The sequence below is a fragment of the Spartinivicinus marinus genome (assembly GCF_026309355.1).
Taxonomy (GTDB): Bacteria; Pseudomonadota; Gammaproteobacteria; order Pseudomonadales; family Zooshikellaceae; genus Spartinivicinus; species Spartinivicinus marinus.
The window spans coordinates 1,437,371-1,452,255 of the sequence record NZ_JAPJZK010000001.1 but is presented as its reverse complement, the minus strand read 5'-3'; the positions used below and the strand labels follow the sequence as shown (position 1 = coordinate 1,452,255).

Genomic DNA, 14,885 nt, shown 5'->3' with positions numbered 1-14,885 from the left:
CTGTGATGTGGCCTGGAATTGGCATTGCCCTTAAATAAACATGGTTAAACAAACCTTTGTCGCTTTTTAATAAAAGCAACTCAGGCGTTGCTTGACAGGATGTTTGTCCCAGTCATAAGGTTCATAAAGTATGCAATATTAAAATGGTGGATGATGTTTAATTCACGTAGACAATTAGTAACGATGACGCTAGCCAGTGCAATTGGTTGTTTTTCGCCTCTATCAATGGCGGCTAAAAGCCCATTCTGGACCAAGCTTACCATACCGAATGATGCGCCAGCGCAAGCAATTGGTACCTATCAGGCAGGCTGCTTGGCAGGTGGTAAATCCTTGCCGCCCAATGGTAAGGGTTATCAGGTAATGCGGCTAACGCGTGGACGATTTTATGGCCACCCAGACCTGGTTGACTTTATTACAGGTCTGGCAGGTGGAATGGCTGAGTATAATGTCGGTACTTTGTTGGTAGGTGATTTGTCCATGGCTAGAGGAGGCCCATTTGTCAGTGGTCATCGAAGTCACCAAAACGGCTTAGATGCTGACCTGTGGTATAACCTGGAAAAGGACCGGCCTTTATCATTGCATGAGCGTGAAGCGTTGGGAGCTTATTCATTAGTGACTGCGAATGGACGTACAGTTAAGCCTAGGCTATGGAGTAATAACCATCAGCAAATGCTAAAACTGGCAGCCTCTAATCCAAAAGTGGATCGAATTTTTGTGAATGCTGCGATCAAAAAGCAGCTATGTAAAACTAAAAGCAGCGCAGATGATGGTTGGATTCGAAAAATTCGCCCTTGGTGGGGCCATGCCGATCACTTTCATGTACGGATGAAATGCCCTGCTGATAGCCCGCAGTGTAAATCGCAAGCGCCGATACCCAAAGGAAGTGGTTGTGATAAGTCATTAGATTGGTGGTTTGCTAAACACAAACCAGCCCCCAAAAAGAAACCAAGTAAAAAGCCAGTGAAGCCCAAACCAAAGCTACCTTATTGGAAGCAAGTGAAGCTGCCTAAAGCCTGTAGCCAGATATTTAGAGCTAAATCTAAGTACTTTCATTAATAATATATTCTTCGCGAATGGTTTTTATAGCATTAGGGGTATAAATAACCCTTCGCGAAGAATATTAAACTGGTTTTAGTGCAACTTTAATAACATCTCCCACCTTTCACCTTTCTACTTGCGGCAAACTTGTCGCCATTCTCATAAAGCCTATTGAATGATCTGTTATAGGTTTGTTACACTCAAATTATCTTAAACGATTTAGATAGCCAATTTGTAGGGTTTTAAATATTAGAGTGCTCTCAAGTAATAAGGTTGGTTACAAAAGTCGTCTATGTGTATGTAAAAACTAACAAACAAAATAAAGAGAAATCCTCAACTGTCATAAATAAGATAATTATAAAAAAGTTAGGAAGTCCTAAGCGCACAAGGCTAATTTGTTGTGGGTGTAGGACTGGGCTTAAAAAAACAAATATTAGGAGTTGCCCATGAAGACGATAGCTCGCTGCTTATCTGGTGGTTTGTCCTTCGGACTATTACTTTTAGCAAAAATCGCTTTTAGTCAAACATTAACAATTTCTTGTGGGGCTGTTGGTGCAGAACTGTCTTTATGTAAAGAGGCTGTATCAGCGTGGACTAAAAAAACCGGCCATCAGGTGGAGGTTATTTCTACTCCCAACTCATCAACAGAAAGGTTGGCGTTATACCAGCAAATATTCTCTGCAAAAAGCAGTGATATAGATGTGTTTCAAATCGATATTATTTGGCCAGGGTTGTTGGCTAATCACTTAGTAGACTTATCACCCTACACCAAAGGCGTAGAAAAACAGCATTTTCCAACATTAGTCGAAAATAATACGGTCAGTGGTAAATTAGTGGCTATGCCTTGGTTTGTCGATACAGCATTTTTATACTATCGAAAAGACTTGCTTGAAAAATATAACCAGCCGGTCCCTACTACTTGGCAACAACTGTCGGATATTGGGAAAACTATCCAAAACCAAGAGCATGAAAAAGGAAATGCACAGCTCTGGGGGTATGTTTGGCAAGGGCGTGCATATGAAGGGTTGACTTGTAACGCTTTAGAATGGCTCTCTAGTTATAATGGTGGATCAATTGTTGATAATAATGGAAAAATTACCGTTAATTCAAAAGCAGCTGAATCAGCACTTTCGCTAGCTGGACAGTGGGTTGGGCAAATTTCTCCGCCAGGGGTTTTGAATTATACTGAAGAAGAAGCCAGGGGAGTATTTCAGTCTGGCAATGCTGTATTTATGCGTAACTGGCCTTATGCTTGGGCGTTAGCTCAGGGCGAAGAAAGCGCTATCAAAGGTAAAGTGGGAATTGTTGCGCTGCCAAAAGGAGGTCCTGAAGGAAAGCATGCATCTACATTAGGTGGTTGGCAACTGGCAGTTTCAAAATACTCAAAGTACCCTAAACTAGCGGCTGATTTAACCTTATTTTTAACCAGTTATGACATTCAAAAACAACGATTATTAAAAGGGGCCTTCAACCCCACAATTAAAAGCCTGTATGAGGATCAAGAGGTGATTGCTGCAGCCCCGGTGGCTAAGACCTTAGTTAAATCCTTGGAGCAAAGTGTCGCTCGACCATCCACAGCAACCAAGTCAAAATATAATCAGGTGAGTAACTTATTTTTTAATGCTGTGCACAATGTGTTGGCGGGTAAAGAGGCCCCCAAACAGGCGCTTAAAAAGTTAGAAAAGAAATTAAAACGAATAAAGCGTAAGAAGTGGAATTAAGCTATAGCCAAAGCGAATGGTTTTTAGGGGAGGCCGTCAAGCGATGAAGCCTCATGAGTTTATGGTTTTATAAATGATTGGGGTGAAGAGCGATGACAACAAACCCTAAAAATCATTCGAGAAGGGTATATAGCTATGGAACAGTCGCTTGCTAAACAACAAGTGCCCAAACGGACATTAACATTGTTGCCAAAAAACTTGTCTGCTCAACAGCAACGGGTATTGTATGCTTGGGCCTTTCTGATACCAACCATCATTTTGTTATTGATGGTGGCAGGATGGCCTCTATTAAGGACTATTTGGTTTAGTTTTACTGATGCCAGTTTAGCGAATTTGGATGAGTTTGAGTGGATTGGTTTTGGTAACTACCTTTCTTACGAAGAGGGTGAGTACTATGGGCTATTAACGGATGGTGAATGGTGGCAGTCGGTTTGGAATACCGTATTCTTTACTGTAATGTCCGTTAGTATAGAGTTAGTGCTGGGAATATTGATTGCCTTGGCTTTAAATCAACAATTTCCTGGGCGTATTATTTTTCGTACGGTGGTATTAATTCCATGGGTTATTCCTACCATTGTTTCTGCTAAAATTTGGGGGTGGATGCTCCACGACCAATTCGGTGTAATCAATCATTTGCTGGTTTCAGCTGACTTGATTGAAAAACCACTGGCTTGGACTGCAGACTCGGATTTATCGTTATGGGCAGTGATTATTGTGGATGTATGGAAAACCACGCCATTTATGACGTTGCTTATTTTTGCTGGCCTACAAATGTTACCAACGGATTGTTATCGGGCTGCCAAAATTGATGGTATTCCACCATTAAAACTATTTTTCAGAGTGACCTTACCTTTATTGGCGCCTACTGTTATGGTGGCTGTTATTTTCAGAGCATTGGATGCATTAAGAGTATTTGATGTGATTTATGTGTTAACGGCGAATAATGCCGATACCATGTCAATGTCAGTATTTGCGCGTCAACAGTTGGTAGCATTTCAAGATGTGGGGTATGGCTCAGCAGCTTCAACTTGTTTGTTCTTTATAATTGCTTTAATTACCTTGGTGTATTTATATTTAGGAAGGAAACAAGTGGGAATGGATAAGTAAATACCCTTCGCGAATGATGTTTATGCTTTGTTATCTTCGTTTTTCACCCCAGTCACTTATTATACATAAGCTCCTGGGGCTTCATCACTTGATAGCCTCGCCTAAACTATCCTTCACTGTGGGTATAAAGATTTTGTTGTGCTTAAATACAGGTTATAAGAATACCACGTTGAGGTATTGCTATGAGTAAATTAAAAACAATAATTTATAAAATATTTTTTTACTTGTTTTTACTGGTAGTAACGGTGTTTTCACTATTCCCTTTTTATTATGCAATAGTGACTTCCCTAAAAAGTAAAAGTGAGTTGTTTAGTGTTGATTTATTGTTAAATAAAATCCAGTTGACTAATTACCAAAGTGTGTTGACCAATGACAGTTTTTTATGGTCAATAGTCAACTCTGTGTTAGTGGCTAGTGCGGTGGTGGGTATTTCATTATTGGCGGCAGTGACAGCTGCCTATGCACTAGGACGCATTGAGTTCAAAGGCCGACGTACGTTGATGGTTATTGTGCTAGCTGTGTCGATGTTCCCTCAGGTAGCGGTGTTGGCTGGTTTATTTGAAGTAATTCGCTGGTTTGATTTATATAATAATCTATTAAGCCTGGTAATTTCTTATACATTATTCACCTTGCCGTTTACGGTTTGGGTATTGACCACTTTTATGAGGCAGTTGCCAAAAGAGTTGGAAGATGCAGCGCTGATTGATGGCGCAACCCCCTGGACGACGCTAGTTAAAATTTTAATGCCATTAATTTGGCCTGCTGTCATTACCACTGGCTTGTTAGCCTTTATTGCTGCGTGGAATGAGTTTTTATTTGCGCTGACATTTACGTTAACTGATGATCAGCGAACAGTACCCGTTGCTATTGCACTTATCAGCGGCAGTTCTCAACATGAATTACCATGGGGAAATATTATGGCTGCGTCGGTGATAGTGACTATTCCTTTAATTATTTTATTACTTATTTTTCAACGAAGAATCGTATCTGGATTAACGGCAGGTGCCGTTAAAGGTTAGGAATGTAAATTATGCAGCAAAATACTGATTGGTGGCGTGGGGCTATTATTTATCAGATATATCCACGTAGTTTTTTTGATAGTAATAATGATGGCATTGGTGATTTGCCTGGCGTTACTGAAAAGCTACCCTACATTGCTAGTTTAGGTGTGGATGGAATTTGGCTTTCGCCTTTTTTTAAGTCTCCCATGAAAGATTTTGGGTATGATGTGTCTGACTATCGGGCTGTCGACCCCATGTTTGGCCATCTTGACGATTTCAAAGCGCTGCTGGAAAAGGCCCACCAGCTAGGCTTAAAAATATTAATTGATCAGGTGTTAAGCCATACTTCGGATCAACATGCCTGGTTTCAGGAAAGTCGTCAAAATAAAACCAATCCAAAAGCTGATTGGTATGTATGGGCGGATGCGAAGCCTGATGGCAGTCCACCCAATAATTGGTTGTCGCTGTTTGGTGGTTCTGCCTGGCAGTGGGATTCTCGCCGCCACCAGTATTATTTGCATAACTTTTTAGCGAGCCAGCCCGATTTAAACTTTCACAATGAAGCGGTTCAACAGCAAATGTTAGAGGAGGTAAAATTCTGGCTGGATTTGGGGGTTGATGGCTTTAGGTTAGATACTGTTAACTTTTATGTGCATAGCAAAAATTTAGAAGATAACCCACCGCTACCCAAAGGTGCAAAAAAATCACTTGGGGTGCGGCCAGACAATCCTTATTCATTCCAACGGCATGTATATGATATTTGCCAACCAGAAAATGTGGATTTTATTGTTAGGCTGAGGCAGCTACTGGATCAATACCCTGGCACAACAACGGTTGGTGAAATAGGGGCTGATGATACCTTGCAAGTCATGGCTGACTATACCTCTGGTGGTAATAAGTTGCATATGGCGTATACCTTTGACCTATTAAACCCCCAGCATGATGCTGCCTATATACAACAAGTGATTAGTCAGCTTGAAGCGCAAATCGGTGATGGTTGGCCATGTTGGGCGTTGAGTAATCATGATACTGTGCGTAGTGTAACTCGCTGGGGTGAAGGTCATCCATTCCAAGCTTTTGCTCAGGTAAGTCTGGCGATGTTAATGAGCATGCGTGGTAGTGTTTGCTTGTATCAAGGAGAGGAGCTGGGCTTGCCAGAAGCCGATGTGCCATTTGAAGCAATTCAAGACCCCTATGGTATTCCTTTTTGGCCGGAGTTTAAGGGACGTGATGGTTGCCGAACACCTATTCCCTGGCGGCAAAATGCGACAAATGCTGGGTTTTCTCAGGCAGAGCCTTGGCTACCGATTGTAGAACAGCATCTTCCTTTAGCTGTTAGTGAGCAGATAGTGAATCCTAATTCATGTTATCAGTTTATCCGACAGTTTATTCAGTGGCGGCAGCAGCAGCCTGCATTGCGTGCTGGCACCATAAAACTGGTTGAAGATACGGGTGAGGCTTTAGTTTGGTGGCGACATCATTCAGACCAGCAATTGTTGGTAGCTGTTAACTTAACCGCAGATACCTTAACGATACCCCTATCAGTTATTAATGATCAATCAGGAGCAAATATTGAGGAATTGGCTGGACATGGTTTTAAGGCGCGTTATGAGAATGATCAGTTGATTTTACCGCCTTATCAGGTGTTCTTTGGCCAGTTATTTTAAGATCTTTTTCACGGGTATTTAAAGTTTCAGTTAGTTGTAAAACTGCTTTACACTAACTGAAGATAACTGTCGCCGAATTGATTAATGTCACATATGCCCTGTACGAATGGCTTTTAGATGTAACCATCAAATGACTAAAGTCACATGAATCGATAAATAATAGCTGATTGAAATGATGATAAAAAGTCTTAGCAATCATTCGTGAAGGGTATAAATAAAATAGAAGGTGTAATATGCATGCCTCGAGCAGAAGTAAAGAAGCTAACCCTTAAAGATCTGGCAAAAATTTTAGGTGTTTCAACAGCTACTATTTCGAACGCCTTTAATCGCCCTGATCAACTGTCGGCTAAATTAAGAGATAAAATTTTAACTGAGTGTGAACAGCTGGGTTATACGGGTCCTAATATTGCTGCCAGAGCATTAAGAACAGGGGAAACAGGTATTGTTGGAGTAATGTTGTCAGATCCGCTGCGATATAACTTTAATGATGCTGTTGCCCATGGCTTTTTGAGTGGTTTGGCTGAGGTGTTTGATGAACAACACGTCAGTATGTTACTGCTTTCCAGCAAGGAAGCGCCATATCATAAACCTAGTATTGAAGCGGTACCGGATTATTTTATCGTTTATGGTGAACCTCGTAACGCCACTGTGCTTGAGCGACTTGAGCGTCAACATAAAAAAATTGTTACCGTTGACTTTGATTATAGGGATTATCCATCGGTCAATATTGATAATTTTCAAGGCGCATTTGATATCGCTCAATATGGAGTGAAACAAAGCGAAGACTGTCGTGTAGCTATTCTAGGGCTAAGGCTGATTGATGAGCCTCTATTGGCTAATATTGCTGGCAAGCCGCTGCTTGATGCTAGCCGCTCAATCTCTAGTCGACGCTTAGATGGTTATTTAGCTGCATTGCAGCAAGCTGGAATGATTATTACACCAGAGCAAATATGGAGTATCCCTGTCAACGAAGCAGAGATAAGCTATGAAGCTGCCAGGCAAGTATTGTCAGCTGAAACCAAGCCGAATTTATTATTATGTATGAGTGACCGAGTAGCACTGGCTGCTATCAAAGCTGCAGCAGATTTAGGGATAGCTATACCCTCTGAACTACGCGTTGCTGGCTTTGATGATATTCCTGAAGCAACAGTTTGCCATCCAGGCTTGACCACAGTCCATCAGCCATTTGTAGAAAAGGGGCGTGTAACAGCTAACCTGTTATTACCGGGCCTTGCACCCATAGAACAAAAGAGAGTATTGCCAATTGAGGTGGTGAAGCGTGAGAGCTGTTGAGTAGCAAAAATATCAACTTGGAGCCCAGTGACGAATGTTCTAGAAATCTTATACTACAAGGAGAAAACTGTGTTTTTAAATGGAGTTGGTGTTGTTCTTTGTGGTACTCAAGTAGACTTCTTGGGTATGTCTATTGCATGGTTGTAAACAGAAGCAGCAGGTAGATAAGTCGCATAATATACTTGTTGCAAAAATATTTACCTCTATCCTCGAAGACAACCTTTTAGTTGGTCGTAGCGTTTTATGTTGAGTCTAGAAACGTAGCTTATCATTCAACTACGGTTATTCATAAAATAGGGTGCTATGAAGTGCTAAAAGCTCGACCAGATTGCAACGGGCAGACGCTGTCATTACATGATCAGTTTATTTGGTTAGCGACTTTTAAGACGGTCCACCCGCTGTCAGTGAGTTACATTGCACTATCCAGCAACACGAACATTAACAGCACATGGGCCTTTCTTACCTTGGCCTACTTCAAACTCTACTTTATCTCCGTCGCGGGGCTCTTGGCCTTGAATTTCTGACATATGAAAGAATAGGTCTTTACCTTCGTCTGGAGTAATAAAACCAAAACCTTTGGTTGAATCAAAAAATTTAACTCTGCCTGTGCTCATTTTTCTCTCTTATTCATGTGAGTCCAGAGTGATTTATAGGGGGTAATTAATAATAAATCAAATGTTTTCGACAATTTTTACAACAATAGTAACTGGTCTTTTCCAAAGCTATTTAACCAACAACCAGCACAAAGCGGAGTTCAAGCAAGCCACTCACAAGAAGCACCTTGACGAGATTCAGCTATAGCCACCCCTTTGAGGGAATCATCTGTATGAGCCGTCGGTGATGACTTGCCCGTCTGCATCTGTACGTACCGCCAGCTGCCACAATGACAAGCTGCTTTTAACTCAGAAAGCTTTTCCGCCCAAGCAAGTAGATAGCGGCTGCCCTCAAATAAATCCCCCTGAAAGTCGGTTCTTAGCCCATAGCATAGCCCATAGAATAGGACTGGAATATGGAGCTGATTTACTACCTCACTCCTTACAAGAATACAACGTTGGAGGCAAAAGCTAACCTGTTTACAACGTTGTAGTGTGTCCCTTCAGCTAGTATGCAGGAACCCCATGGCTTTTAAATTATTAGATTCACATTAGACACTCTAACGCTTATGATGAAAAATAGCTTTAATATACAGGACAAGGGGTATGGATTTTTTTTCATCTATCAACCGGGGTTTTCGAACTTTCAGAAGTTAGTTAATCCTCTTCAGGATGGTGCAGAAAGTGGATTCTATATCGCTGAACATGAAGCTAGCAAAGGTCACTGGGCAGAAGGATATATGACAGATTAGAGCGGAGTTAACACTAAGGATTGTAACAATTACTGTCGTACAATTGAATCAGGATGGAAAAAATCCATTCCTGATTCAAAAGTAGAGTCGTGTTTATACTAAAAACTAGCTAGCTTTAGCTCTTTTTTCGGAGCTGACAAAGGTTCCCTTAGCAATATCCACTATAGTCTTGCTGCCATCTTCTGATAAAGCAAAGTATAAAGCCCCATCGTTATTTAAATACAGATTACAATTGTTAGGCCCTTGTGCATCTGTATACCAAAATGCACTTCCATTATCAACAATCACTAACCGTCCATTATATTTTCCATCTAGGTCTTTATTGCCTGCAACAATTGCATATGATGTTGCTGGCGTTATTTTATGGTTTGTGCCACCATTTTGAACTACTTCTCTAGGGGCTTTACTCAGTTGTTCATAAAGGACAATATTTCCATCGTTCTGGTATTGAAGTTGAAATTGGTTATTTGGACTAACTAGCCCTTCGTTGATGTTTTTTTTATCTTGTGGATTTGTAGGAAGTAAAACTTGGCCTGAATTTAAAGCTCTGGCATTACTCATAATATTCCCTTTTAAGATAATGACCGGTATATACCCTTCGCTTTGGGTATAGCTCTTACTTGTCTTTTATACAAACTATGTCAATAATCTACTAATTAATTTCGATCGATGAGAAATATAGCAGATATTTGCATCTTGTATTAGTGAATTTAAGTTGAATATTGTTTGATAGACCTAAAATGTATTCAAATAAAATGTTGCAATAGTATTGTGTGTATTTAGACGTAAAAAAGTACGTATCTAATGTTTTTACTGTTCCATAAGGCTGAAATAAAAAAGGCTTAAATTTCAATAAAAAGTTAAAATAAAGCTATAAAGAACCGGATGGATAATGATAAGAAAAAACTCTGCCTGATAATCTAAACTATCCAAATGCCTATAAACTGCTATATTCACAACAAAAATAAATATTTCAGGTTTCATGTTATCCGCCAAGGAAAAAGGTGGCTACTTATGTCTGTATCCAGAAATGAAGGAAACGGACAGAGGGTGGATGAGTACCTATAAAAAGGTCGTACCAAGCAGCCAGGAATAAATGGGTAGAAAGGGCCTTTTGATACACAGTGACAGGTGTGTATCAGGCCGGCTAATTAATTAATCGACTTGGTTTGCTGCGCTTGATGAAAATGCTGGCGACATAAAGAAACATAGCGCTCATTACCGCCAATTTCTACTTGTGAACCTTCGGTGATAACTTGTCCATCTGCGCCGGTGCGAACTACCATTATGGCTTTACTGCCGCAATGACACACTGTTTTTAGCTCAGAAAGCTTTTCAGCCCAAGCTAGTAGATATCGGCTGCCCTCAAATAACTCCCCCTGAAAGTCAGTTCTTAACCCATAACACAGGACTGGAATATTGAGCTGATCTACTACCTGACACAGCTGTTGAACTTGCTCGCGAGTTAAGAACTGGGCTTCATCTAATAACACACAGTCTATGGCTTCCTGATTGTGTAAGTTGGCCACTTCTGTCAGCAAATTGCTAGACTCGCTAAATAGTTGTGCTGGAGCTTGTAAGCCGATTCTTGAGGTAATGGTACCTACTGTATAGCGGTCATCGATAGCAGCAGTGAATAAAAGGGCATTCATCCCGCGCTCTTTGTAGTTATAGGCTGATTGCAGTAAAGAAGTGGACTTGCCTGCATTCATGGTGGAGTAGTAGAAGTAAAGTTGTGCCACTGTGTTTTAAGCCTGGTATTTTGAATAATGGAGCACAATATACCTTTTGCAAACCATAGAGGCAAAACTAAAAAGCCATTGCAGTTGCAATGGCTTTTAACAATCCATAGAGATGGATTACTCGTCAGTGAGTGGCTGTTACCAACTATTTATATTGGCTAATAATCTTTTTCACTTCACCTCTATTTTGCATTTGCTTTAACGAAGCGTTTAACTGTTGGATGGTTTGATCATCAGTGTTTTTGTTCATGGCTAGCCATAAACCATTTGAGTTAAATGTGTACACATTTGTTAAATTAAGCTGGTGACGTTTGGCGATATATGGCCCTGATAGCGAGCTAGTTGCCCATAAATCTATTTTTTTGAGCTTTAACTTAGTTGCATTAACTACATCGTTTTCTGCAGTTTCTATTTTAACGCCCTTGTCTTTCAAGTAGTCGCTAATTGGGTCAGACTCAAAACTACCGACGCGATATTTATTTAAGTCTTCCAATTTGCTGATTTTAATGTTGCTTTCAGGGTTGGCTAAAATAATCCAATCTTCCATAAATAAAGGGCCTACCCATTTGAATTTACTCTCACGTTCAGGGGTTCTGAATGTGGAATAAATACCGTAATTTTGTTTGGTTAATGCTTTATTAAAGCCTCGATCCCAGGATGCATATAAAGTGATTTCCAGGTCGCTGCTGGTACGATTGAATACTTCGCGAACAATCTCTGTGGCAAAGCCAGTCACTTTTTGGTTGCGACCGTAGGTGCTATCCGTGATAGTCATATTTAAAGGAGGGAAAGGCTCTGTCACCAAGTGGATTGATTGAGCGGATGATATGTTTGATGTTAAAGCAACAATGGCGAATAAAACTGCGATACAACGGTCAAACTTCATTAATGTATTCCTCGAAACGTAACAACTTGTCTGTATGGTTAAATTTTGAACAATTTTATATTAAATGGATCACTTATAAATTGTGAAACCCACCTATTTTTGTAAGTAGTTGCCGAAACATAATTGAAAAATAGGCAGTAAAATAAATTCTACTGATGAAAAATGCAAGTTGCTGATAAGCAGCACTTATGGGGCAGCTCTAATAGTTGTTTGCTGCCTCTAGCCTTTTGGTAGATTAGCAATCAAGGCATTGTGTAGACATGCTGGTGGCTTGTTGAAAGCATGTCCTATGGTGGGTGTGTACTTCCTGGTTTTAGCTTACTTTATGTGCCACTAGTCTAGAATTCGCCCCGTATTAACTTGCTTTGAAAGCTGTTGCATTTGTTGGTTCAGCGCTGTCATGAATGTCTGGCTGTCGTCATGCTGATCAAGCGGAGACCCAATGACTACATCGCTAAAGAAAGGCACCAGCAGCTTTTCCCCTTTAGGAAGTGACTTACCTAAGCCATAGGTAAAAACAGGGATAACCTTGGCAGTTGGATGGGCATTGGCCAGATGAAAAATTCCTTTTTTGAACTCTCCTAGCTGTTCAGGCTTGCCACGGCTGCCCTCGGGAAACAGGATTAAAATATCACCATCGGCTAATGCTTGATGGCACTCGCTTAATATAGATTCTTTAGGAATAGAGCCGTCTCGATGAAGGGGGATGATATTTAAAACTCGTAACGAAAACCAGCGAACCCAGCGATTTTTCATAAAATAATCAGCAGCTGCAACAGGACGTAAGCGGTATAGCTGTGTAAGAGGAAATAAACTCATTAACACCAGTGTATCCAAATGGCTATTATGATTGGCTGCTAGAATGGCGGAACCTTCATCTGGCAGATTTTTTTTGTGATGAACATTAAGGCCTATAATGAAAAATACAATTGGCCTGACCAGTAATGCAAAAAATAGAATTTTTAGCCAGTTTTTCATTAGTAGATATTTCCGGTTTTTTAAAAGATTGATTGGTTAATAATGTAAATAACGAATGAAATGGAAAAATAAAGGAGCAGTGAAGGTTAAGCTATCAACACGATCTAAAACACCGCCATGGCCAGGTATCATAGAACCGGCATCTTTAATCCCTAAATCTCGCTTTACTGCAGAAATCGAAACATCGCCAATAAATCCAAAGAGACTGATTAGCAAACCAGCACAAATGCTATACGTTAGATTTAAAGGGGTTAATAGTGGGGCAATCAGTACAGCTAGTAGGGTTGTTGCCAATATACCCCCTAACAAACCTTCAACTGTTTTTTTAGGGCTTACTGTCGCTAGTACTTTGTTTTTGCCAAAGAGCTTACCAAAAGTGAACTGAGCAACATCATTAAACTGGGTAAGTAACAATAAAAATAAGACTAGTCCTAAGCCTGATGGTACGCCTTCATTGGCAGGCAACTGAATTAAAAAAGCCATGTGGCCTAAAGAAAAAACGGTGAGCAGCAATAACCAGTTAATCGTGCTAGCGGCGACAGTGAACTGTTTGGTATTACCTATGAGCACCATTCTCATGGGGATAAACAGCATCATATACAGCGGAATAAAAATAATAAACATGCCGTACCAACCGATATAGATCCAGTAAAACTGGATGGGAATAGCGATATAGGCCCAAAAAATTGGCCGATGGTCTGTCCGACGGGTAGGGATTATTGAAACAAACTCTTTAAAGGCCAGATAGCTTAATACGCCAATTGTGGCAATAGTAAAGCCTTCGCCTAGAGCAAAGGAGGCTAAAATAACCGACACCATTACCCACCAGGACACGATTCGTTGTTTAAGCTCTGTAACATCTCTTTGCCTCAAGCTGAGCCCATAGCAGACAAGAGATGCAAGGGTTAATAACCCATAAATGCCTGCAAATACCTGTAGGATAACAGGGGGTAACGACATAAAGTTTGCTCCAGGTTGAACACTTAGGGAAAACCAAGTGAACTATAGTATAGGTTTGTTGCCCTAATAAACACAGTTAGTGAAGTATAACTACATAATACTAAAAGGCTCACCACATATACGCTTCACTGTGAGTATAGTGCTGAGGGCTGACTGATTTTTCAGCAGGACTAATAAGCTATATGAGTAAGCAGTAGTTGATGGCTCTCTAAGGGGAAACGTCGAAACAAACATAATTTTTAAATTGAATTGTAAAGACTCAGCTTGCTGTGAGCTAGCTCCTATAAACGGCAGTAGTGGAGTGGCAGAATGCTGAAAATATTAGTACCACAAATTTTTACTACCGGCTTTTATCTACAGCGGCCTGATAACCTAGGGTTAGTATAAGGGGTATGATGATCGCTATGAATATTACCATAAAAATGTTTCTAATAATTATGTGAGCTGGAAAATAAAGAAAAGAGGAATGAGTGGAGATCATGAAGGATGTTAGATGTCAGTCCAACTTCAGATAAGCCTTTCTTTGGTGTTGTTCAACTATCAACATCATTAGGTTATAAACAGTTCTTTCACCCAGAAGCTGCACGGCACCGGCCTGATGTCAGTTATCTTGCAGATATTTTGCGTCATACTCATCAAGCACCTAATAATCGAGCAAAAATAATAATTCAAAATGAACTGCGTCAGGAATGGAATAAGCTTCTAGAAGAAAAGCATCATTTACTTAATCATTATGTCAGTCAAATCAAAAATCACTACCAAAATGAAATGCTTAACTGGCTAAAATTTTTATCAAAACAGAAAAAAATGGTAGATATTCCTTGGAATGATCCAACAGTTTGGCAGTTAATTCGAATGGTATTACTGTTTGATGAAGGGTGTCATTATTTAATCTGTGCTAAAAAACAGCAGCTAATGACTGAGCAATGCTTTAGTAAAGCTTATTTAGAGCTGGTTAGACCCATTCGCTTTTGTCTGGCAAAGATGTTGCGCAGTTTGGAAGAACACCATTTATCTTTCGATAGCAGCCGCAAAAATAGCATATGAGGTTATTTAACGGTAAGATATATCCATCACGACTCATTTTTAGGTATAAAATAAGCGGTATATACTCACAGCGAAGGGTAACATAAGCGAGGAGTATATA

Annotated in this window: 14 protein-coding genes; 7 read left to right on the top strand and 7 right to left on the bottom strand. The window is 40.3% G+C overall.

From position 1 onward, the window contains the following. Positions 1–150: 150 nt before the first annotated feature. From mepA to OQE68_RS06720, 6 genes are all read left to right on the top strand, one after another. Entirely contained in the window at positions 151–1,056 is a 906-nt protein-coding gene (gene mepA / locus OQE68_RS06745; RefSeq protein WP_180570118.1) for a penicillin-insensitive murein endopeptidase, read from the top strand. Positions 1,057–1,484: 428 nt separating this feature from the next. Next, positions 1,485–2,759: an ABC transporter substrate-binding protein gene (locus OQE68_RS06740; RefSeq protein ID WP_180570117.1), complete on the top strand. Its 1,275-nt coding sequence runs from the start codon at positions 1,485–1,487 to the stop codon at positions 2,757–2,759. Between the two features lie 135 nt (positions 2,760–2,894). Then, positions 2,895–3,866, top strand: a complete 972-nt coding sequence (locus OQE68_RS06735) for a carbohydrate ABC transporter permease (protein WP_180570116.1) — start codon at positions 2,895–2,897, stop codon at positions 3,864–3,866. A gap of 176 nt (positions 3,867–4,042) precedes the next feature. Then, on the top strand, positions 4,043–4,885 hold the full coding sequence (locus OQE68_RS06730) for a carbohydrate ABC transporter permease (protein WP_434801431.1): 843 nt from the start codon (positions 4,043–4,045) through the stop codon (positions 4,883–4,885). Positions 4,886–4,896: 11 nt separating this feature from the next. Then, positions 4,897–6,534, top strand: coding sequence for an alpha-glucosidase (locus OQE68_RS06725; protein ID WP_180570114.1), 1,638 nt, complete (start codon positions 4,897–4,899; stop codon positions 6,532–6,534). A gap of 237 nt (positions 6,535–6,771) precedes the next feature. Continuing rightward, entirely contained in the window at positions 6,772–7,827 is a 1,056-nt protein-coding gene (locus OQE68_RS06720) for a LacI family DNA-binding transcriptional regulator (protein ID WP_180570113.1), read from the top strand. 419 nt (positions 7,828–8,246) lie between these two features. On the opposite strand, the gene OQE68_RS06715 is transcribed toward OQE68_RS06720, so the two are convergent. The 7 genes from OQE68_RS06715 to OQE68_RS06685 all read right to left on the bottom strand — a co-directional run bounded on the left by OQE68_RS06715 (position 8,247) and on the right by OQE68_RS06685 (position 13,738). Then, entirely contained in the window at positions 8,247–8,441 is a 195-nt protein-coding gene (locus tag OQE68_RS06715) for a cold-shock protein (RefSeq protein WP_266195557.1), read from the bottom strand. Between the two features lie 140 nt (positions 8,442–8,581). Further along, positions 8,582–8,872 (bottom strand): thymidine kinase, encoded by a 291-nt coding sequence (locus OQE68_RS30770; protein ID WP_180570861.1) that lies wholly within the window; start codon positions 8,870–8,872, stop codon positions 8,582–8,584. A 405-nt stretch (positions 8,873–9,277) separates the two neighbouring features. Further along, complete coding sequence (locus OQE68_RS06705) at positions 9,278–9,733, bottom strand: hypothetical protein (RefSeq protein ID WP_180570823.1); 456 nt, start codon at positions 9,731–9,733, stop codon at positions 9,278–9,280. 590 nt (positions 9,734–10,323) lie between these two features. Then, a complete protein-coding gene (locus OQE68_RS06700; RefSeq protein ID WP_180570824.1) occupies positions 10,324–10,914 on the bottom strand; it encodes a thymidine kinase in 591 nt (196 codons plus the stop codon). Between the two features lie 145 nt (positions 10,915–11,059). After that, entirely contained in the window at positions 11,060–11,800 is a 741-nt protein-coding gene (locus OQE68_RS06695) for a substrate-binding periplasmic protein (RefSeq protein ID WP_180570825.1), read from the bottom strand. A gap of 333 nt (positions 11,801–12,133) precedes the next feature. Next, positions 12,134–12,778, bottom strand: coding sequence for a lysophospholipid acyltransferase family protein (locus tag OQE68_RS06690; RefSeq protein WP_180570826.1), 645 nt, complete (start codon positions 12,776–12,778; stop codon positions 12,134–12,136). A gap of 36 nt (positions 12,779–12,814) precedes the next feature. After that, positions 12,815–13,738: a phosphatidate cytidylyltransferase gene (locus tag OQE68_RS06685; RefSeq protein WP_180570827.1), complete on the bottom strand. Its 924-nt coding sequence runs from the start codon at positions 13,736–13,738 to the stop codon at positions 12,815–12,817. Positions 13,739–14,224: 486 nt separating this feature from the next. Between OQE68_RS06685 and OQE68_RS06680 the strand changes: the two genes are divergently transcribed. After that, positions 14,225–14,785 carry a hypothetical protein gene (locus tag OQE68_RS06680; RefSeq protein WP_180570828.1) on the top strand — a complete coding sequence of 187 codons (561 nt, stop codon included), beginning with the start codon at positions 14,225–14,227 and terminating at the stop codon, positions 14,783–14,785. Positions 14,786–14,885 lie beyond the last annotated feature (100 nt).

Excerpts from the sequence above, each read along its gene's own strand:
- OQE68_RS06705 (WP_180570823.1), bottom strand. The coding sequence starts at position 9,733 with ATGAGTAATGCCAGAGCTTTAAATTCAGGCCAAGTTTTACTTCCTACA.
- OQE68_RS06690 (WP_180570826.1), bottom strand. The coding sequence starts at position 12,778 with ATGAAAAACTGGCTAAAAATTCTATTTTTTGCATTACTGGTCAGGCCA.
- OQE68_RS06725 (WP_180570114.1), top strand. The coding sequence starts at position 4,897 with ATGCAGCAAAATACTGATTGGTGGCGTGGGGCTATTATTTATCAGATA.
- OQE68_RS06735 (WP_180570116.1), top strand. The coding sequence starts at position 2,895 with ATGGAACAGTCGCTTGCTAAACAACAAGTGCCCAAACGGACATTAACA.
- OQE68_RS06720 (WP_180570113.1), top strand. The coding sequence starts at position 6,772 with ATGCCTCGAGCAGAAGTAAAGAAGCTAACCCTTAAAGATCTGGCAAAA.
- OQE68_RS06695 (WP_180570825.1), bottom strand. The coding sequence starts at position 11,800 with ATGAAGTTTGACCGTTGTATCGCAGTTTTATTCGCCATTGTTGCTTTA.
- OQE68_RS06685 (WP_180570827.1), bottom strand. The coding sequence starts at position 13,738 with ATGTCGTTACCCCCTGTTATCCTACAGGTATTTGCAGGCATTTATGGG.
- OQE68_RS06680 (WP_180570828.1), top strand. The coding sequence starts at position 14,225 with ATGTTAGATGTCAGTCCAACTTCAGATAAGCCTTTCTTTGGTGTTGTT.
- OQE68_RS06740 (WP_180570117.1), top strand. The coding sequence starts at position 1,485 with ATGAAGACGATAGCTCGCTGCTTATCTGGTGGTTTGTCCTTCGGACTA.
- mepA (WP_180570118.1), top strand. The coding sequence starts at position 151 with ATGATGTTTAATTCACGTAGACAATTAGTAACGATGACGCTAGCCAGT.
- OQE68_RS06715 (WP_266195557.1), bottom strand. The coding sequence starts at position 8,441 with ATGAGCACAGGCAGAGTTAAATTTTTTGATTCAACCAAAGGTTTTGGT.